This window comes from Halorutilus salinus (assembly GCF_026242195.1).
GTDB classification, from domain to species: Archaea; Halobacteriota; Halobacteria; order Halobacteriales; family Halorutilaceae; genus Halorutilus; species Halorutilus salinus.
Window position 1 is genome coordinate 136,519 of the sequence record NZ_RKLV01000003.1, and the last position, 19,073, is coordinate 155,591.

Here is a 19,073-nt window from a genome sequence, read left to right on the forward strand (position 1 = left end):
GTTTGTGCGAGTCTCGAAGGTGGGATTCGACTCGGCTACCAAGCCCGTGCCCTTTCTCTAAGTCGGCACAAAAAAACGAAAGCATTTGACGCCCAAGCACACACGTCGAACCGAAGAGACTCAATGACAGACGGTCTTACAGAGATAACCGTTATAGGCGACGACGACACGGGGTTAATTGCGGGCGTCACCAACCTGCTTTTCGAGCGCGGTATCAACATAGAGGATCTCGACCAAGCCGTGCGCGAGGGCGTCTTCCGTATGAAGACGCGCGTCGACACGTCCGAGATGGTCTGTACGCGCGACAAGCTACGTGACGACCTTGAAGAACTTGGCGATGAACTCGGTGTCGAGGTACGTATACGTTTCCCCGACGACCGCGAGGCGCGACAGATAGCCGTCCTCGTGAGCAAGGAGTCGCACCCTCTCCGTGCGATACTCGAAGACTGGGGGGGTAACGGCGACGCCGAGGTCAGCGTCGTCATAGGTAACCATTCGGATCTGAAGCCTATCGCAGACGAACACGGTGTGCCTTTCCACGGTATAGGCGACGAAAAGGGCGCACCTGACGAGGGACGCCTTCTCGAACTCCTAAACGAGTACGGCATCGACCTCGTCGTCCTCGCGCGGTACATGCGTATACTTAGCCCCGAAGTCGTCTTCAGGTACGAAAACCGTATTATCAACATACATCCGTCGCTCCTACCTTCGTTCCCCGGCGCGGAGGCGTACCTTCAGGCGGTCGAGGAGGGCGTCCGTATCGCGGGCGTGACAGCGCACTACGTTACGACCGACCTCGACCAAGGACCTATCATTACACAGAACGCGTTCAACGTCCCGCCTGACGCCGATGCCGACGAACTCCGGCGTATCGGTCAGCCCGTCGAGGCGGAGACGCTTCTAAGGGCGATAAACCTCCATCTCAGCGACGACGTAGCCGTACACCGCGGGAGGACGCGCCTCCGGAACCCCGATGATAGGGACGACGTACGTCTCGGTGCGCCTGAGGAACTCGACGCCGCGTTACCCGACGAACCCGTCGACGAGCCTGTGGAACGTGTCGCCGGGGATACGGAGGAGGACGCCGAAGCGGGCGCTGTCTCCGAGGATTAGCGCCGGGATTGGGCGACCGGCTTTACAACCTACCGTTTTTATTACGCCCCCGAATAGACGCCCCCATGGAAGAACCCAACGTGGGCGAACTTAAGCCGCCCGAACGTGTGCTTCTCGGTCCGGGCCCGAGCAACGTACATCCACGCGTCCTCGGCGCGATGAACACGAGCATCGTGGGGCATCTCGACCCCTACTTCGTCGACATAATGGACGAGGTGCAGGATCTCCTCCGTTACGTCTTCCGTACCGACAACGAATGGACGCTCCCCGTGAGCGGCACGGGTTCGGCGTCGATGGAAGCCGGTATATCCAACCTCGTCGAACCCGGCGATACAGTGCTCGTCCCCTCGAACGGCTACTTCGGCGCGCGTATGGAGAGCATGGCGCAACGCGCCGGGGGCGAGACTGTACGCGTCGACGCACCGTGGGGCGAACCCCTCGACGCCGTTGACGTGCAGGAGGCTTTCAACGAGCACCAGCCCGATATATTCGGCTTCGTACAGGCGGAGACGAGCACCGGAACGCTCCAGCCCGACGTGTCCGAACTCGTCGATATCGCACATTCGCACGATGCCCTTACGATCGTCGACACCGTGACGTCGCTCGGAGGCGTCGAACTCCATGTCGACGACTGGGGTATAGACGTATCGTACTCGGCGGCGCAGAAATGTATCTCGTGCCCTCCCGGCGCGTCGCCGCTCACGCTCAACGACGACGCGATGGACAAGATACTGTCGCGCGAGACGGAGCCGCGTTGCTGGTACCTCGACCTCGCCGAACTCGAAGACTACTGGGGCGACAACCGTTCGTACCACCATACAGCGCCCGTAACCAACATCTTCGGTCTGCGCGAGGCGCTCCGTATCGTCGCCGAGGAGGGTATAGAGGAGCGCTGGAACCGCCACCTCCGCGTATCGGGTGCGCTCAAGAGCGGAATAGAGGCGATGGGTCTGGAGATGAACTCACGCGACGACGCGTGGCTACCCACGCTCAACGCCGTACGCGTACCCGACGGCGTCGACGACGACACCATCCTACGCCGTCTCGTCGAGGAGTACAACATAGAGATTTCCGCTGGACTCGGTGACCTCGAAGGCGAGATACTACGTATCGGATGTATGGGACATTCGGCGCGCGCACAGAACGTCCTGTACCTCGTTGACGCACTCGGCGAGATACTGGACGACGAGGGCGTCGATGTCAGCCCCGGTGACGCCGTCGCGGCGACGAGCGACGCGCTCTGAGGCTATGCGGACGGCGATCGTTGCCTATACGTCAACGACCGTCCATTCCGATCCACCTACGACGACCGTTTCGACCGACGACCGGATCGCCTACCTGCCGACGACCGTTCGTTTTATACTCGCGCGCCCACGAGATTCACCATGGTAGACGTTGACATCGAGGAGCTAAAACACGACTCGTACCTCACCATACTTGCGACCGCCGTCTCGTACGGCGTTCTACTCGGTATAATGACAGTCCTTCTGTTCGGTGTGCCGTACGTCCTGTTCCGTTTCTTCCTGTAGCTACAGTTCGGTGTCGGGTACGAGAACCACCTTCCCGAAGCCGTCGCGTTCCTCCAACATCCTGTGCCCCTCCTTCGCCTCACTCATGGGTAACGTCGCGCGTATACGCGGTTCGAGCGCACCCTCCCAGACGAGCGAAAGTACGTCGTCTACCTCACCGCGCGTCGCCATCGTAGAGCCGTACACGTCAAGCTGGTTCCAGAAGATCCTGTTTATATCCGTCGTCGCGTCGCCGCCCGTCGTCGCTCCGCACGTGACGAGTCTGCCGCCCTTTGCGAGCGAGGCAAGCGAGTCGCGCCACGTCTCCTTTCCGACATGGTCGACTACGACATCGACGCCGCGTCCGTCGGTCGCCTCGCGGACGGCGTCGGCGAAGTTCTCGTCGGTGTAGTCGAAGACGCGTTCCGCGCCGAGTTTGCGTGCTGTCTCCGCCTTCTCGTCGCTTCCCGCCGTCGCGTAGACCGTCGCCCCTGCGTGCCGGGCTATCTGTACGCACGCGTGTCCCACGCCGCCCGAAGCGCCGAGGACGAGGACGTTCTCGGTTGGACGCAGACCGGCGCGCGTTACGAGCATACGCCACGCCGTGCCGAAGACGAGAGGAGCGGCGGCGGCGCGTTTCATATCGACATCATCGGGTACGCGTACGAGGTTCTCCGCGGGTACTGAGACGCGTTCGGCGTGTACGCCCTCGACGTGTTCGCCGATTATGTGGAAGCTGGTGCAGAGGGGTTCGTCACCGTTTCTGCAGAACTCACAGTCGCCACACGCGACACCCGACCAGACCGCGACGCCGTCGCCCTCGTCGAAACGCGTCGCGCCGCCGTCGACGACAACGCCCGCGGCGTCGCTTCCGGGGACGTGGGGCATGTTGAGGTCGATACCCGGAAGACCCCGGCGCGTCCATACGTCGAGATGGTTGAGAGCCGCGGCTTTCACGTCTATCAGAACCTCGCCTTCTTTGCGCGTCGGCTCCTCGCTTTCGCCGTACCCTATAACGTCGCGCCCGCCGTGTTCCGAGAAACGGACAGCCTTCATAGACTCACGTCGTACCCTCGCGTCAAAACCCCACCGAACGACTGTGACGTATCCTTCCGAACGGTGGTATTATTATGCATCACACCGAACCGCGCACGTGAAACTCACACAGACAGTCGTCGTACCCGTTGCAAGCCCCGATGACGCGACGACGACCGCCGAAGCCGTCGCGCCGTATCTCGGTGAGGTCGAACGTCTTGTCTTTGTATACGTGGTCGAGAAGGCGGGCGGAGCGCCCGACAAGGCGTCGGTCGAACAGCGCGAGGGGTACGCCGACGAGATATTTGAGACGGCGCGCGAAACCATCGGCGCGAACGGGTCGTCGACGGAGATCGACGGACGTGTCGTATACGGAACCGGTATAGCGGATGCTGTCTTCGACCTCTGTGACAAGATAGGCGCTGAGTCCGTCGCACTCGTCCCGCGCGACTCCAGCCGTCTGCTCGATCTCCTCGTCGGCGGCAGAATGGACGCGTTCGTACGAGACAACAACGTCCCCGTCGTCGTTCTACCAAATGACTGACGACGAACTCGCAAAGGATCTCGGTCTACTCTCCGCCCTTACCATCGGCATAGGTACGATGATAGGCGCGGGCATCTTCGTGCTACCCGGACTCGCCGCCGAGGAAGCGGGTCCCGCCGTCGCGCTCTCTTTCGTCCTCGGCGGTGCGATAGCTATGTTAACCGCACTGTCGGCGAGCGAACTCGGTACCGCGATGCCCAAGGCGGGCGGCGCTTACTACTACATAAACCGCGCCCTCGGACCCCTGTTCGGAAGCGTCGCCGGATGGGGTAACTGGCTCGGTCTCTCGTTCGCATCCGCTTTCTACGTCGTCGGCTTCGGTAGCTACCTCGCCGTCTTCGTCACGCTACCCTCGCTCGATCTCGTCGTCCTCACGCTCTCACCCGCACAGGTCGGCGGCGTCGTCGCGGGTCTCGCCTTCGTCGGTATAAACTACTTCGGCGCAAAGGAGACGGGCGGTGCGCAGAACGTCATCGTCGTCACCCTTGTCCTCATACTCACGCTCTTCGCTATCGTCGGCTTCCTGAACGCCGACTTCTCGACGCTCCGACCGTTCGCACCTCAGGAGACGGGCGGGTACGCCTCCGTACTGCCCGCGGCGGGTCTCATCTTCGTATCCTACCTCGGCTTCGTACAGATAACCACTGTCGCGGAGGAGCTAAAGAACCCGGGACGTAACCTACCTATCGCCGTCATAGGAAGCGTCGGTATAGTGACCGTGATGTACGCAGTCCTGATGCTCGTCCTCATGGGCGTCGTACCGTGGTACGAGGTGGCTGAGTTCGGCGAAACCGCCGTCGTCGACGTTGCGGAGATAGCCTTCTCTGGCGTCTTCGGCGAGAGGTTACTTTTCGGTCTCCTCCCCTCCACGGCGGTCGGTCTTGGTCTCCTAACGTTCGCGGGTCTCCTCGCCACCGCCTCGTCGGCGAACGCATCTATACTCGCTTCGTCGCGCATAAACTTCGCCATGGGGCGCGACAAGATAGTCCCCGACTCGCTCAACGAGATACATCCGCGTTTCGCCACTCCGTACAGGTCGATACTCGTCACGGGCGTCATAACCCTCGCTTTCGTCGTCTTCGGCTCCGTCGAGATACTTTCGCAGGCGGCGAGCGTCCTACATCTCATCGTCTACGGTCTTCTGAACATCGCACTTATCGTGTTCCGTGAGACGGAACCCGAAGACTACGACCCCGACTTCCGCGTCCCTTTCTATCCCATCGTCCCTATACTCGGTGCCGTCCTGTCGCTCTCGCTGATCTACTTCATGAACCCGTCCGACTGGCTCCTTAGCGGCGTCCTCGTCGCGGGCGCCGTCGTCTGGTACTTCGCCTATGCCCGCCGAAACGTTGAAGAAGCCGGGCTTCTCGCTGACTACCTGATGGAGGACTCCGACGAGATGCCCGATGCCGCCGTCTCCGCCGCCGAGGCTGTCGCCCCCGACGACTACCGTGTCATGGTACCTGTCTCCAACCCGCGTACAGAACGCGATCTCGTACGTCTCGGAGGCGCGGTTGCGAAGGCGAGGAACGGAAAGCTCGTCGCCGTCCATGTCGTCACAGTTCCCGACCAGACGTCGCTGAGACGCGCCTCCGAGTCGGATGCTTTCACGGGCGACAAGACCGTAATCGAGAACGCGCGCCAACACGCAGAGGAGATGGGCGTACCCGTCGAGACACATACGGTCTTCTCACACAGGTCTCTCGAAGAGGTCTTCGACGCCGCACGGACGTACGAAGCCGACCTCGCTGTCATGGGATGGGGCGACGAGGGACGTATATCCGCGGGACGCGCCGAGACGGTCATAGACGAACTCGCCCACGACCTACCCTGTGACTTCCTCGTCTACGACGAACGCGGCGGCGATTCGTCACGTATACTCCTACCCACGACGGGCGGTGTACACACCGAACTGGGTGCCGAGGTCGCCCTCGCACTACGCGACGCAGTCGGTTCGGAGATACGTCTCCTGCATGTTGCCGACGATCGCGACGAGGGCGAGGTGTTCCTCAAGGACTGGGCGGAGGCGAACGGTCTGAGTGACGCCGAACGCGTCGTCCGTACCGGCGACGTCGAGGAGGTTATAGAGGACGAGGCGCGCGACGCATCACTCCTACTCATGGGTGCAGTCAGCGAAGGTCTCCTGTCGCGTCTCGTCGGCGGTTCGCTCGTCTACGACGTTGTAAACGACGTCGACACATCGGTGATAATCGCCGAGAAGGCGCGCCACAGGTCACTCTTCGAACGTATCTTTGGCAAAGGCTGAAGCCATCCGAACCGTTCGTTCCTCCGTCCGTACCTGCGACGACGAAACGGTCGTTCTCACGTACACGGAGATCAGGCGGGATATACGTAACGTCGGTGAGAAAGGGGGCTTTCTCCCTCTATCCGTTCCTTTCTTCGGTTTCCTTCTTTGCTTCTGATCCGGGCGGTTCCGGAAACTCGTCGGCTTCCGTCGCACTATTCCTCGTACCTCTTCCAAAGAGACGTTCGCGTACGGAACGTTTCGAGGGGCGTTCGGCGAGTAACACCGTGCAGTCTACCTCTTCAACGATTTCGAAGTGGAGAGACCGCGAAACTAACCTTGACAGGAGACCTTTGTGTGTCGCACCCGCTATCACCATCGTGTTCTTTTCCGCCTCGCGTTCTATCGCGGTTTCTATGTCGCCCGATTCATCGACGATGGTTCCTGCGTCTTCGAGTTCGTGTTCCTCAGCCCACCCTCTTAGGAACTTCTTGCCCGCTTCGCGTTCGTGGGAGCCACCGACGACGTGCAGGAGCGATACCTCAGAGCCTGCTGTCTTCTGAAGAACACGCGCAACCTCGGCACTAAGGTCGGAGTCCTCGCCACCCGCGGTCGGCAGAAGCACACGCGACGTGTCTAATCCACGGTTTTTTACAACGAGGAAGTCACAGGGTAGCCTGTTCGTCAGTTCCTCGATTGGACGTTCGGCACGTGCCGCGCTCCATATACCGCTCTCGTCCCACTCCATGACTACGAGGTCGGGACGTGTCCGTCTTGCGAACGCGAAGATCTCTTCGAAAGAGCGGTGTGTAGATACCGTCGATGTCTTGACCTCCACACCGTACTCGTCGCCTAATCCGCGTACGTTTTCGAGCATCTCGTCGGAAGTTTCCGCGATACGTTCGGCGTGTCCCCCGGAGATGAGGGACATCTTTTCGGGTGCCTGCACGACATGTACGACATGAACCTTCGAGTCCTCCTTGTCGCTTGCGAGCTTACACGCGAACTCCACGATGTCTTTGTCCTTCCTCGGGTTTGTCACTGGCACGACGATACGGTGTGAGTCGTCACCGAACGCGTCCCCTGCCGTGTTGAGAAGGGGGACGTACGACCGTCCGACGAAACGTCCAAGCCCCCACTCGGAGACTGACAGCCTTCGGTCAACGCCTTCGAGACGCGCCTCTTCGAGACGCTCCTCGCTCGTCTGGAAGTAGTTGACGACGGTAACGAGAACCACACCGCCGACTGTGTTTCCGAGGAGGACGGGGACGACGAATCCGACGAATCCGGGGAGTAACCCTGCCTCTCCGAGAAGAGCGAGGTAGACGATCTCTGTGAAAGAGACGACAACGTGGAACAGGTTGCCCGTCGGTATCGCAAGGAACGCGAGGTAGACTACTACGATACGTGAGACGGTGTCGCGTGCTGCGTACTCAACCCAGACAACACCTGCGACGATAAGACCGGCGAAGACAGCCTTGAAGAAAAGGACGGACGGCTCCGTTTCGATACCTTTGAGCGCGATATCGGTCGCCGCCTCCGTCGTCGCGGGTTCGAAGACGCCACCCCAGACGAGAACAGCCGCGCCTACCGCGCCGCCTGTGAAGTTGCCGACGAGGACAGTCACCCAGTGGCGGAGGAGCGAGGGTATGCTGACGAGCCGTTCTAAGACGAGAGCGACGGGCGGTAGTGTGTTTTCGGTATAAAGCTGGTAGCCGCCTATTATGATGTAGATGAAGCCGAGCGGGTAGAGGAGCGAAGCGACGAGTTTGCTGTCCGTCGTAGCCGACATAGACGCGTACATCAGGAAAGTGATAGTGATTGCGAAGCCGGCGGCAACACCGCTGAAAAAGAGTTCGCGTGTTGTCGAGGTCACCTCCTCGTCCGCCGCTGAGACTATACGCTGGAAGACCTCGTCCGAAGAGAAACGGTCGGGAACGGCTTCGCCGTATGCGGGCGCGCCCCTTTTGGAACGCCCGCCACCCTCTCTCGTGTCTCCGGGTCGTCCGCTGTCGGTCATCAGAGAAAACGGAACGCGGAGGAACTAAGCTTTGTCCCTCGAAGTCGATCGACGCCTGCGAGCGCGACATCGACGATACGCGGAGGAAGTAAGCTCCGTCCCTCGGCGTCTCTCCTTCGGCACCGACGCCGGAACCGACTGTATCGGTCTTATGCGTCGTCCTGTCGCGCAACCGTTTCCCCGGGCGTGTCGGGGACTTCACCTTCTCTCTCAGCACCCCGGACGACAACGACGTTGCCGGTTTCTCGCTGGCTAATGCGCTCCGCAATCGACCCGAAAAGGATACGTGACCTGTCACTCTTTTCGGAGAGCCCCACGCAGATGGTTTCGAACTCGTCGACTGCATCAAGGATAGCCGACTCTGTGTCCTCGTCGACGACGACTTTCACCTCGTACTCTTCGCGGTCTATCCCCGCTCTGTCGGCAACCCACGCGACCGCTTCGTGACCGCGCCGGACAGGGTCGGATTCCCCGTCGGGTGCCGGCGGCTGGACGTTGAGCAACACGGGGGTCGTCTCCTGCACCGTCGCAAACTCGACTGCGCGTTGCGCAGCCTTCGGAGAGTGTGGACCGGGACCAGCCAGCGCAACCGGACGACCGACGGTGTCTGACCGTATCTCCGCAAGAGAGGCGTCACACGGCGCTTCCGAGAGAACCGTGTCCAGCGTCTTACCGAAGACGTAGTCGTCACGAGCTAACGTTCCGTTCCACCCCGTGAGAACCTGGTCGGCGTCCTCCTCGCCCGCTACCCGGACGATAGCCTCTCCGATCTCCGGTTCCACGAGAGAACGTGTTCGGACGTCGACATCCATCCCGTCGGTTATTTCGTGGACGTTTTCCAGCAGGGCGTGCTGGTGGTCGATGCGATCCGATTCGACGTTCCGGCGCGAGGTTTCCTCCGCCTCGATGACGTTCATAGCGACGAGCTCCGGTGACTCCTTGTCCGCGTGTGCCCGGGCACTGGCTGCCGCTAGCCGCAGGAGACCGTGCTGTGTCTCGGGGTTTGCCACGGGGACGACGATTGTGTACGTCTCCTCGGCTGTCTCCGTCGGCGTTGACCCGGGGAGGAAGTCCGGCAGTTCGTCGAGTAAACCCTCGACGGCTTCGTCGGCGACCCCCTCCTCGAAGGCACGGTCGCGGGCGTAGACGGCGTACCAGACGACGCCGAGGACGATTACACCGAAACCGACCACGATGACGGGTGCTCGCATCTGCGAGACGACGACCACAGCCGTCACGATACCCAGTATCGGAACCGTCGGGTACATGAGGCGCGGGAGTTTGAACTCGGGGTCGTACTCGTCGGGGTCGGCACCCCTGAAGACGACCACGGCGACGTGGACGAGCGCGTACGTAACCAGGAAGCTGAAGCTCGCCACCTGCGCCAAGAGGGCGACTATCTCCCCCACCTGGAGACCCAGAAGGATGAGTCCGCCCGTCACCGCACCCGTCGTGATAATTGCGCGGTGGGGGGTGTTGAACCTGTCGTGGGTGACGTTCAGGCGCTCGCTCATCAGGCTGTCCCGTCCCATCGCGAAGATGACGCGTGAGGCGGCGAGTATCGACGAGTTCGAGCTGGAGATGGCGGCGACCGCCGCCGCGAAGGTGACCGCGGCGACCCCGATACCCCCGAACATCGATATCGACGCCACGTCCGAGACGGGGACGAGCGAGCCACCCAGCTCCTGATACGGGACGACCCCCGTGCTGACTATCATGATGACGACGTAGAGCAACGTCACGGAGACGACCGAAAGTACCATCGTCAGCGGAATGAGCTTCCCGGGTCGCTCTATCTCACCCGCGACGGTCGCGATTATCTCGAACCCGAGGTACGTGACAAAGACGGTTCCGGTGGTCGCTACGATACCTGTCGGTCCTGTCGGCGCGAACTCCTTGAGGTTCGCGGGGTCGACGAAGAAGACGCCGAGTGCGACGTACACGAGAACGATGATAAGCTCGACCCCTATCATCACGTTCTGCGCACCGCTCGACTCATCAGTGCCGTAGTAGTTGATACCGACTATCAGGAACAGTCCGAGAACGCCCAGAAGGACGATGAGGGCGCGTCCGTCGAGGAAAGGGAGCGGACCGACGATGTACTGACCGAAGCCTATCATGTAAAACGCGCTCGCAAACATCAGCCCTGTCCACATTCCCCAGCCCACTATGCTTCCGAAGACACCGCCGAGCGCACGGTTGACGTAGTGGTAGCTCCCGCCCGCGACAGGCATTCCCGTCGCCAGTTCCGCCAGCGAGAGTGCCGCGAGGAGAGCGACGAAGCCGGCGATTAGGAACGACACGGAACTCGCAGGACCTGCACCCTCGGCGGCGAGACCCGGCAGTATGAAGATACCGGCACCTATCATCGTACCGCCGCCGAGTGTCATCGCTTCGAGGAAGCCGAGGTTCCTTTCTAGCTGTCCTGTGTCGGCGGTCATTCTTCTTCCTCGTCGGTGCCTTCCGTGTCACGGACGACGAAGACGGGTTCTGACGTATCCATGAGAACCTTCGAAGGGACGCGTCCAAGTATACGGTCACGGAGCGAGGGCTTAGTTTCGCCTATCACGAGGACGTCGTACCCGCCACCCGCGGTGAGTATGTCGGAAACGGTGTCATCGCCAGTCGAGAGCTGTACGTCAACCCGGCTCCGGTTGATGCCGCCCTTGATGAGATGTTCAACGGCTTCTTCGAGCAAGTCCTCTCCGTGCCCCTCGGCGTCATCCTCGTCCACGGAGTGGAAAAGCGTCACTCTAGAGTCCGTCGGTTCGAGGAGTGTCTTGACCAGCGAAAGGATGTTTTCGACGTTCGAACCGCCTCTTAGTGGCACGAGAACGTTGTCGACCGAACCGACCTCACCAGGTGTCAGAACCGCGTCAGCCTCGTGTGTGTTCGCGATGCGGTCGATAGTCTCGTCGCGGTCGTGGGTGAACACCAGAACGTCGGTTACCCTTTCGGCGTGACCGCTCAGTTGGTTTGCGACCGCCTCAAGCTTCCGTTCCGCGTCGGTCTCGTGCTGGTGTTTTATCTGTGCGGGAGCCGTCTGGCTCGGAACCGGGTAGTACCCGAGGACGACAACATGTGCCGACGAAAGCAGTTTCAGAACCGCCGCCGGGATCGAGTAGCTGTCTGATATATCGACCGGGATTAGGACGGTGATTCTGTCAGTGTGAGGCACATAACATATTTTCGGGACTAACCGCATAAGAGTACCGTGTCTTCCGTACGTCACTCTCTCCAGAAGGGACGTGTAAAGACGACGAGAACAGGCAGGATTTCGAGTCTACCCATCCACATCATAACGAACATCACCATCTTTGTGGTGTTCGTGAAGTCGCCGTAGCCGCCCATAGGACCGACGACGCCGAACGCGGGACCTATGTTTCCGACGAGTGCGGCGGACGCGCTCAGAGCCTCGAAGTTGGAGAGCGAAAGACCCGCACGCAAGGAGTCTTCCATTATGACGACGGCACCGAGAAGGAAGACCAAGAAGTAGATAACCAAGAAGGCTAGCGCGCTACGTACGGCGTCCTCGTCAAGAACCCTACCGCTTAGACGCAGAGGAACCACAGCGTCGGGATGCGAGACGGTGTAAAGCTCGCGTCTGAGCACCTTCGAAACCACCTTCCACCGCAGAACCTTGACGCCGCCGCCCGTGCTACCAACCATACCGCCGACGAACATAGACGCAAAAAGCAGTAGCTGTGTAGACGCGCCCCAGAGGTTGAAGTCGGCGCTTGCGTACCCTGTCGTCGTTACGGTTGAGACAAACTGAAAGACGGATTCGCGTACCGAAGCCTCTACACCGCCGACCGCCGCATCCGTACCTGCACCGAGGAAGAGCAAGACCGCACCGAGCGCAGAAGCCGCACCCACGATACCGACGTAAAGACGGAACTCGCCGTTGCGGACGAGGGCGAGCGGGTCTCTTTCTTCCACCACCGTCCAGATAAGCGCGAAGCTCGTACCCGCGACGAGCATGAACGCCGCTAACGTCCACTGTACGGCTGGCGAGAAGGCTTCGATTGAACGCGCTTCGGGCGAGAAACCTCCCGTCGGCATCGTTGTAAGCGCGTGCGCCACGGCGTTGTACAACGTCATTCCGTCTGCGATATCTGCGATGTGTAGACCGTAGAGAAGACCGACGAGAACCGCGGTCGCGACGAAGTACAGACCCCAGAGTATACGCGCAGTCTGTACGATGCTCGGTGCGAGCTTCTCAATACCCTGACCCGGGGTCTCCGTCTCCATCAACTGCGCACCCCCGACCGATAGGCGCGAAAGTATTGCGACGCCCAGGACGATTATACCCATTCCTCCGAGCCACTGTGTCATCTGTCTCCACATCATGACCGCACGTGAATGCGTCTCGAAGGAGATGTCTTCCATGACCGTCGCACCCGTCGTCGTGAAGCCGCTCATCGATTCGAAAAGCGCGTTGACGGGATGTGCGACAGCACCTGCGTCGGCAAGGACGTACGGAAACGCGCCGAACACGGAGACGGCGAGCCACGAGACCGCAACCATAAGGAACGCTTCGCGCCCGTGCAGACTCGGTTCGGTGTCGAGACGTTCGAGCAAGAAGCCGGTAACGAGCGCGATACCCGCCGTGACCGCGAAGACCCACGCGTCCTCGCCGTAGTAGAGACCGATTGCGAGCGGAAAGAGAACCGGGACGGCGAGGTACTTTACGACCGTACCGACGAGACTGACGCTCGACCGCCAGTCTAACTTTGCCATGTCCCAACCACGTTACGGGACTAACATAACTCTGTGGTATCATCGCCTCCAGTACGTCGGCGTGAGAAGGACGAGTATGGGGATTATCTCTATACGTCCGACCCACATCATGACGACCATACCCAGCTTGGTCGTCTCAGGAAAGCCGGCGTAGCTGTTCATGGGTCCGGCGTCGCCAAAGGCGGGTCCTATGTTGAAGAACGTCGCCGCCGCGGCGCTCATCGCCTCGAACTCGTCGAGGCTTACAGCCGCGCGCGCAGAGTCGACGGCGACGAAGACGGTGAAGCCGAAGAAGAAGACGAGTGAGACGAGGACGAAGGCGTACGTGTCACGTACGGTATCCTCGTCGACGACGGAGCCGCTGAGACGTACGGGACGGACGGCGTCGGGATGCACGGCTTTGAACAGGTCGCGTCTGAACGCCTTCGCTACGACGAGCCACCGTACCATCTTTATAGAACACGTCGTGCTACCCGCCATACCGCCGAAGAACATACAGACGAACAGGAGGTGCTTGCCGGCGGACGACCAAGCGTTGAAATCCGTGCTCGCGTACCCCGTCGTCGTCAGCATAGAGACGACGTTGAAGACGCCGTGACGGAGGCTCTCCTCGACCGTCGCGTGCGCACCGTCGAGTACGAGAAGAGCGGTTGCGGTCACCGCGAAGACGGAGAGCACGACGCCGTAGAAACGGAACTCCTCGCTTCTCCGTAGCCTCGCAGTGTCGCCGTGCGTCACGTAGTAGATGAGTATGAAGCTCGTCGCCCCGACGAGCATTCCGGGTATCATCGCCCACTGGACGACGGGGGCGAAAGCCTCTATGGAGCGCGGTTCGGGCGAGAAGCCCGACGTGGAGACGCTCGTAAACGCGTGCGCGACGGCGTTGTAGAACGTCATACGTGGCGCGAGACCGACGGCGTTCAACGAGTACAGGAAAGCCGTCTGCGCCACGGTGAGAGCGACGTACAGCCTTACGATTATACGCGCGGTTTCCTCAATACGTGGCGTTAGCTTGTTTACGTTCTGTGTCTGTGTCTCCGTCTCCATCAACTGCGCACCGCCGACGGAGAGTTCGGAAAGTATGGCTGTGGCTACGACGAGTATACCGAGACCGCCGAGCCACTGTATTAGCTGACGCCAGATAAGCACGGAGCGCGAATGTACGTCGAAGCTCTCGACAACCGTCGCCCCCGTCGTGGTTATACCGCTCATCGATTCGAAAACCGCGCTCATCGGCGACGCCAGAACCCCTTCGCCCGCGACGATAAAAGGCACCGCACCGATGAGGGCGACGCCGAGCCACGAAAGTGCGACGGTCAGGAAAGCCTCACGTCCGCCAAGGTCGCCGCCGCCTCTGCAGACGGTTTCGAGACCGACGCCAACGACGAAGGAGACGACAGCGGCTGTGACGAAAGGCACGACTGTTTCGCCGTAGTAGACGGCGACGCCCGCGGGTAGAACGAAAGCCACGGTGAGGTACTTCAGAACCGACCCGACCAGCGCGATAGCCGCGCGCAGGTCGACTGAGAGTTTCATACCTTCTCCAGAACCTCGTCGTGTACCTCCGCCTCGACGAAAAGTACGACGTGGTCACCTTCGTGTATCGTCGTTCCTCCGCGCGGCGGTACGAACTCGACGCCCCGTGATACAGCGCCGACGACGACGCCGCCGGGGAGGTCGCCGTCCGCCTCGTGTATCGTACGACCCGCAAAGACGCTTTCGCCGTCTATCTCAACCTCGACGACCTCCGCCTGTTCGCTACCGACGAGCGCGAGACCCACCGTCCGGTTCTTCTGTGTCAGACGCGTGATCTCCTCCGCAACCTCCTGACGCGGGTTTACCGCGACATCGACGCCCACGGTCTCGAAAAGCTCAGTGTACTCGGTGTTCTCCGTCACGACGATACTACGTTCCACCCCCATACGTCCGGCTATGAGCGCCGAGAGTAGGTTCTTCTCGTCGGAGTCGAGAGCCGAGACGGCTATGTCGGCGTCGCCTATACGTTCGCGCTCCAAGAAGTCACGATCCGTGGCGTCGCTCTCCATCACGACCGTCTCAGGGAGTTCCTCGGCGAGTTCGCGCGCCCTGCCGCCTTCGCTCTCCACGAGACGCGGCTTGAAGCCACGATCCTGAAGAAGCGACGCGACGACCTCGCCTATCTCACCCCCGCCGAAGACGACTATGTCGGCGTCCTTGTCCGGCGTCCCGCTCGGCGCTACGTCGACGGCGAAAGAGTGTACGCTCTCAGGGCTTCCTATGACAACGACACGGTCGCCCGTCTCTATCCTCGTCGACCCGCTCGGTATGACGACATCGCCGTTGCGCAGGACGGCGGCGAACGTAAGCGAGTCGAACCTGTCCGCCTCCGCGACCGTCTCGCCCGCGACCGGGCTGTCGTCACCGACCTCGAACTCCGCCATCTGTACGGTACCCTCGGAGAATACGTCGACATCGTGCGCCGCGGGCGTGACGACGAGACGCGCTATCTTCTCCGCCGTTAGCACGTTCGACGCCACCATCAGATCGACACCGAAAGCGCCGGGTGAAGGCTCCCATGTTTCGAGGAACTTCCTCTTCTTGACGCGCCCGACAGTAAACGGGTCGCCCGCGGTCTTTGCCGAACCGCAGACGGCGAGGTTTGTCTCGTCGCTGTCGGTCGTTCCTATAACGATGTCCGCCTCGTCGACGCCCGCCTCGCGCAGAACCTCCATCGATGTACCGTCACCCTCGACGGCGAGCGCGTCTATGTTATACGTTACCTCCTCGACGCGTTCGGCGTCCTCGTCGACGACGGTTATCTCGTGGTTCTCCCCAAGCGACGACGCTATGTCGGTACCGACCTGCCCCGCTCCGACTATCAGGATTTTCACACCACAAATTCGTACCCAAGCATAAAAATCCGCCTCTTCGCTCCGTCGACGCGTAAACGTTTTGCACGAAAGCCACTTAACCGCTGTATGGAACTCGACACGGAGTCGACGGCGGTCGTCGTGGTCGATACACAGAAAGGCTTCTGTCACCCCGACGGCTCTCTTTACGCACCCGCAAGCGGTGAGGCGGTCGGTGCGATCGCCGACGTGGTCGACGAGGCGCGCGACGCCGGCGTGCAGGTCGTCTTTACGCGCGACGTACATCCGCCCGAACAGTTCGACGACGCTCATTACTACGACGAGTTCGAGCGGTGGGGCGAGCACGTCGTCGAGGGTTCGTGGGAGGCTGAGATAGTCGACGAACTCGAAGTACGCGATGAGGACAAGGTCGTCGTCAAACACACGTACGACGCGTTTCAGGGTACTGAACTCGACGCGTGGTTGAGCGCGCACAACATCGACGACCTCGTCTTCTGCGGCACTCTTGCGAACGTCTGCGTCCTACATACGGCTGGTAGCGCGGGTCTGCGCGACTACCGACCCGTTATCGTTGAGGACGCGCTCGGCTACATCAAGGAAGACCACCGCGATTATGCGGTTGAGCACGCCGACCGGCTCTTCGGCGAGACGGCGACACGTGACGAACTGGGGTTCGTGTGACGACGGAGTTCGGCGAAAACGGGAGGTACGTACGTCTGCGCGACGAACACCGGCGTCGGCGCGACTGAGCAAGAGTTATCCGTCGCGCGACGGTGCCACCAACATGGCTGACGTCGAACGCACCGCGCTCGCACTCCTCGGTCTCGGACTCGCCGCCGTGGTTGCGTACGTCGGTTACGTCTTCGTCGCGCCACTCACAGTCGCCGTCTTCGTCTACTACGCGACGCGCCCCGTCTACCGTCGACTCGGCGCGCTCCCCGTCGATCTACCCGCGAGTCTACGCGCGTCCGTCTCCATACTTTTCATAGGCGTCCCTCTCGTTCTCCTCGTCGGCTACACCGTCGTACTCGTGGCGGTCGAGACTCAGGCGCTCGTCGAGAGGTACAGACTTTTCGAGACACTCCTCGACGGCGCGGACTCTTACATCGATACCGACCGCCTCCCCGACCCCACGTTCGAGAGCGTCTTCGAAGCCTACCGTTCGGGCGAGTTCGATGCCGCCATCGGGTTTCTGCGTCAGAACCTCACCGCGCTCACGGGCTTCGTGACCGGCTTCCTGTTCAACCTCTTCGTCGTCACCGTAACAGCCTACTACCTCCTCGTCGACGGCGCGCGCCTCCGTTCCTACGTCCTCCGGTACGACGAGTCGGGCGTCCTCCGCCGGTATCTCGACGCCGCGGACAGGGAACTCTCGTCCGTACTTTTCGGTAACCTCCTCAACGTCCTCGTCGTCGGTGTGGTCGGTGTCGTCGTCTTCACGGCGTACAACGCGTACGTCCCCGCGGCGGTCGAGATACCCTCGCCCGCTCTCGCGGGTGCGCTCACAGGAGTCGCCAGCCTCATCCCTGTCGTCGGTATGAAGGTGGTCTACGTCCCTCTCGCGGGATACGTTGCCGTCAGAACCTTTCTCGCGGGCGACACGTCGCTCCTCGTCTACGTCGCGGGCTTCGTCGGTGTGACCGCCGTCGCCGTCGACTTCGTCCCCGACATCGTCCTGCGACCCTACCTGAGCGGAGAGCGCACACACGTCGGTCTTCTGATGCTCGCGTATATCTTCGGACCCGCCGTCTTCGGCGTCTACGGTCTCTTCTTCGCCCCTATCGTCCTCGTACTCGCACTCACCTTCGCAGACGTTGCCCTGCCCCATCTCCTCGGTGTCGACGAAGAACAGAAAACGCTCGACGGCTTCTAACTCATACCGCCGGTGTCCTCGATCTCAAACGCTACCTCGACCTCCGTCTGGTACTCGGGTTCGTCGACGTTTGCAAGTTCGATACCGCGCCCCTGTACCTCAACCCACTTTACGTTCTCCAGAGTCGTTTCGGCGCGTTCGACAGCCTCCATCGCGGCGTCCTCCCATGACTCGGTGCTCGAACCCGTCAGGTTGACCTTCTTGTATACCATGCGGATGTAACACGTACGCGGGAGGTATAAAACCATGGCACGCCGTCACAAACCAACTACTTAACGACACCCTTATTAGTACGAGCGAACCACGACCGATAAGGTCTAAATGCAGGGCGACGGTAGCTTCCCCATGAAGCTAACCGTCCTCGTTCCGGCGTCGCTCGTGACGGAGACCGACGACGCGCGCACCGCCACCGCAAAGGTGGGTCAGGTCGCACGCGCCGCCGCGATCTTCCGTTGCGAAAACGTCGTCGTCTATGACGACGGCAAGGAACACGAGGATGACGGCGACCTGATCGCCCAAGTCCTGCGGTACGCCGCGACCCCGCCGTATCTGAGAAAGACCGTCTTCGACAGACGCGACGAACTCAGGTACGTCGGCGTCCTACCGCCGCTTGGAACGCCCCTGCACTCCGTGACCGCCGGTTCGGATTCGGAAGGGTTCGAACCCGAGTACAGAGAAGGTGTGGTGACGAAGGTCGGAACTGACGGACGCGTCTGGGTCAATTGCGGAACGCAACACCCGGTCGCCCTTCGCGTCCCTGACGAGGGGATACGGGAGGGGGAACGCGTCACCCTCAGAATCTCTTCGAGAGAGCCTCTGCGCGCCCAAGTCGCAGAACAGCCGCCGTACGGCGGATACGAGGTCGAACGTGCGCCCCTCGACGACTGGCTTGACGCCCATGAAGGCGTCGTAGTCTGTGCGTCGAGACGCGGGAAGGTCGTCGAAGACGGCGACCTACGCGCCGACAACCTCGCGATCGTCTTCGGCGCTCCACAGCGTGGTGTCGGCGAGATTCTGAGGGAGCGCGACGTATCCGTAGAGTTCGACTCCGTTGTCAACACCTTACCCAACCAAGGCGTTGAGACTGTGAGGACAGAGGAAGCCGTCCTCGCCACGCTCGCCTTGGCTAACAAAGCAAACAGATAG

The 19,073-nt window shown here is 61.1% G+C and carries 16 protein-coding genes; 8 read left to right on the plus strand and 8 right to left on the minus strand.

Annotated features, from left to right (window positions below; translation table 11 throughout):
• Nucleotides 1-123: 123 nt before the first annotated feature.
• From EGH25_RS04095 to EGH25_RS04105, 3 genes are all read left to right on the plus strand, one after another.
• Nucleotides 124-1,113 carry a formyltetrahydrofolate deformylase gene (locus EGH25_RS04095; RefSeq protein ID WP_266086376.1) on the plus strand — a complete coding sequence of 330 codons (990 nt, stop codon included), beginning with the start codon at nucleotides 124-126 and terminating at the stop codon, nucleotides 1,111-1,113.
• Nucleotides 1,114-1,178: 65 nt separating this feature from the next.
• A complete protein-coding gene (locus tag EGH25_RS04100; protein ID WP_266086377.1) occupies nucleotides 1,179-2,357 on the plus strand; it encodes a pyridoxal-phosphate-dependent aminotransferase family protein in 1,179 nt (392 codons plus the stop codon).
• Between the two features lie 141 nt (nucleotides 2,358-2,498).
• The gene (locus tag EGH25_RS04105) at nucleotides 2,499-2,642 is read left to right on the plus strand and encodes a hypothetical protein (RefSeq protein ID WP_266086378.1); all 144 of its coding nucleotides are present in this window, start codon (nucleotides 2,499-2,501) and stop codon (nucleotides 2,640-2,642) included.
• Here the strand turns inward: EGH25_RS04105 and EGH25_RS04110 are convergent, their stop codons facing one another.
• Nucleotides 2,643-3,677, minus strand: coding sequence for a zinc-binding dehydrogenase (locus tag EGH25_RS04110; protein ID WP_266086379.1), 1,035 nt, complete (start codon nucleotides 3,675-3,677; stop codon nucleotides 2,643-2,645). It lies immediately after the preceding gene.
• Between the two features lie 97 nt (nucleotides 3,678-3,774).
• On the opposite strand from EGH25_RS04110, the gene EGH25_RS04115 reads away from it, so the two are divergent.
• Together EGH25_RS04115 and EGH25_RS04120 are read left to right on the plus strand one after the other, a co-directional pair.
• Nucleotides 3,775-4,200 carry a universal stress protein gene (locus EGH25_RS04115; RefSeq protein WP_266086380.1) on the plus strand — a complete coding sequence of 142 codons (426 nt, stop codon included), beginning with the start codon at nucleotides 3,775-3,777 and terminating at the stop codon, nucleotides 4,198-4,200.
• Complete coding sequence (locus tag EGH25_RS04120; RefSeq protein WP_266086381.1) at nucleotides 4,193-6,466, plus strand: amino acid permease; 2,274 nt, start codon at nucleotides 4,193-4,195, stop codon at nucleotides 6,464-6,466. Before EGH25_RS04115 ends, EGH25_RS04120 begins: the two co-directional genes overlap by 8 nt.
• Before the next feature lie 118 nt (nucleotides 6,467-6,584).
• Here the strand turns inward: EGH25_RS04120 and EGH25_RS04125 are convergent, their stop codons facing one another.
• The 6 genes from EGH25_RS04125 to trkA form a co-directional block, all read right to left on the minus strand.
• Entirely contained in the window at nucleotides 6,585-8,465 is a 1,881-nt protein-coding gene (locus EGH25_RS04125) for a formate/nitrite transporter family protein (RefSeq protein WP_266086382.1), read from the minus strand.
• Between the two features lie 149 nt (nucleotides 8,466-8,614).
• The gene (locus EGH25_RS04130; RefSeq protein ID WP_266086383.1) at nucleotides 8,615-10,906 is read right to left on the minus strand and encodes an amino acid permease; all 2,292 of its coding nucleotides are present in this window, start codon (nucleotides 10,904-10,906) and stop codon (nucleotides 8,615-8,617) included.
• Nucleotides 10,903-11,643, minus strand: coding sequence for a universal stress protein (locus tag EGH25_RS04135; RefSeq protein ID WP_266086384.1), 741 nt, complete (start codon nucleotides 11,641-11,643; stop codon nucleotides 10,903-10,905). Before EGH25_RS04135 ends, EGH25_RS04130 begins: the two co-directional genes overlap by 4 nt.
• Before the next feature lie 50 nt (nucleotides 11,644-11,693).
• Nucleotides 11,694-13,205 (minus strand): TrkH family potassium uptake protein, encoded by a 1,512-nt coding sequence (locus tag EGH25_RS04140; RefSeq protein WP_266086385.1) that lies wholly within the window; start codon nucleotides 13,203-13,205, stop codon nucleotides 11,694-11,696.
• Nucleotides 13,206-13,244: 39 nt separating this feature from the next.
• Nucleotides 13,245-14,741, minus strand: coding sequence for a TrkH family potassium uptake protein (locus tag EGH25_RS04145; RefSeq protein ID WP_266086386.1), 1,497 nt, complete (start codon nucleotides 14,739-14,741; stop codon nucleotides 13,245-13,247).
• Complete coding sequence (gene trkA / locus EGH25_RS04150; RefSeq protein ID WP_338071870.1) at nucleotides 14,738-16,225, minus strand: Trk system potassium transporter TrkA; 1,488 nt, start codon at nucleotides 16,223-16,225, stop codon at nucleotides 14,738-14,740. Before trkA ends, EGH25_RS04145 begins: the two co-directional genes overlap by 4 nt.
• On the opposite strand from trkA, the gene EGH25_RS04155 reads away from it, so the two are divergent.
• Together EGH25_RS04155 and EGH25_RS04160 are read left to right on the plus strand one after the other, a co-directional pair.
• Complete coding sequence (locus EGH25_RS04155; protein WP_266086388.1) at nucleotides 16,163-16,735, plus strand: cysteine hydrolase family protein; 573 nt, start codon at nucleotides 16,163-16,165, stop codon at nucleotides 16,733-16,735. The genes trkA and EGH25_RS04155 overlap by 63 nt on opposite strands.
• 103 nt (nucleotides 16,736-16,838) lie before the next feature.
• Nucleotides 16,839-17,927 carry an AI-2E family transporter gene (locus tag EGH25_RS04160; RefSeq protein ID WP_266086389.1) on the plus strand — a complete coding sequence of 363 codons (1,089 nt, stop codon included), beginning with the start codon at nucleotides 16,839-16,841 and terminating at the stop codon, nucleotides 17,925-17,927.
• On the opposite strand, the gene EGH25_RS04165 is transcribed toward EGH25_RS04160, so the two are convergent.
• Nucleotides 17,924-18,139: a dodecin gene (locus tag EGH25_RS04165; protein ID WP_266086390.1), complete on the minus strand. Its 216-nt coding sequence runs from the start codon at nucleotides 18,137-18,139 to the stop codon at nucleotides 17,924-17,926. The two genes, EGH25_RS04160 and EGH25_RS04165, sit on opposite strands and share 4 nt — an antisense overlap.
• 133 nt (nucleotides 18,140-18,272) lie before the next feature.
• Between EGH25_RS04165 and EGH25_RS04170 the strand changes: the two genes are divergently transcribed.
• The gene (locus EGH25_RS04170) at nucleotides 18,273-19,073 is read left to right on the plus strand and encodes a putative RNA uridine N3 methyltransferase (RefSeq protein WP_266086391.1); all 801 of its coding nucleotides are present in this window, start codon (nucleotides 18,273-18,275) and stop codon (nucleotides 19,071-19,073) included.

Coding starts and splice junctions, on each gene's coding strand:
- EGH25_RS04095 (WP_266086376.1), top strand. CDS start 124: ATGACAGACGGTCTTACAGAGATAACCGTTATAGGCGACGACGACACG.
- EGH25_RS04100 (WP_266086377.1), top strand. CDS start 1,179: ATGGAAGAACCCAACGTGGGCGAACTTAAGCCGCCCGAACGTGTGCTT.
- EGH25_RS04105 (WP_266086378.1), top strand. CDS start 2,499: ATGGTAGACGTTGACATCGAGGAGCTAAAACACGACTCGTACCTCACC.
- EGH25_RS04110 (WP_266086379.1), bottom strand. CDS start 3,677: ATGAAGGCTGTCCGTTTCTCGGAACACGGCGGGCGCGACGTTATAGGG.
- EGH25_RS04120 (WP_266086381.1), top strand. CDS start 4,193: ATGACTGACGACGAACTCGCAAAGGATCTCGGTCTACTCTCCGCCCTT.
- EGH25_RS04125 (WP_266086382.1), bottom strand. CDS start 8,465: ATGACCGACAGCGGACGACCCGGAGACACGAGAGAGGGTGGCGGGCGT.
- EGH25_RS04130 (WP_266086383.1), bottom strand. CDS start 10,906: ATGACCGCCGACACAGGACAGCTAGAAAGGAACCTCGGCTTCCTCGAA.
- EGH25_RS04140 (WP_266086385.1), bottom strand. CDS start 13,205: ATGGCAAAGTTAGACTGGCGGTCGAGCGTCAGTCTCGTCGGTACGGTC.
- EGH25_RS04145 (WP_266086386.1), bottom strand. CDS start 14,741: ATGAAACTCTCAGTCGACCTGCGCGCGGCTATCGCGCTGGTCGGGTCG.
- EGH25_RS04155 (WP_266086388.1), top strand. CDS start 16,163: ATGGAACTCGACACGGAGTCGACGGCGGTCGTCGTGGTCGATACACAG.
- EGH25_RS04160 (WP_266086389.1), top strand. CDS start 16,839: ATGGCTGACGTCGAACGCACCGCGCTCGCACTCCTCGGTCTCGGACTC.
- EGH25_RS04165 (WP_266086390.1), bottom strand. CDS start 18,139: ATGGTATACAAGAAGGTCAACCTGACGGGTTCGAGCACCGAGTCATGG.
- EGH25_RS04170 (WP_266086391.1), top strand. CDS start 18,273: ATGAAGCTAACCGTCCTCGTTCCGGCGTCGCTCGTGACGGAGACCGAC.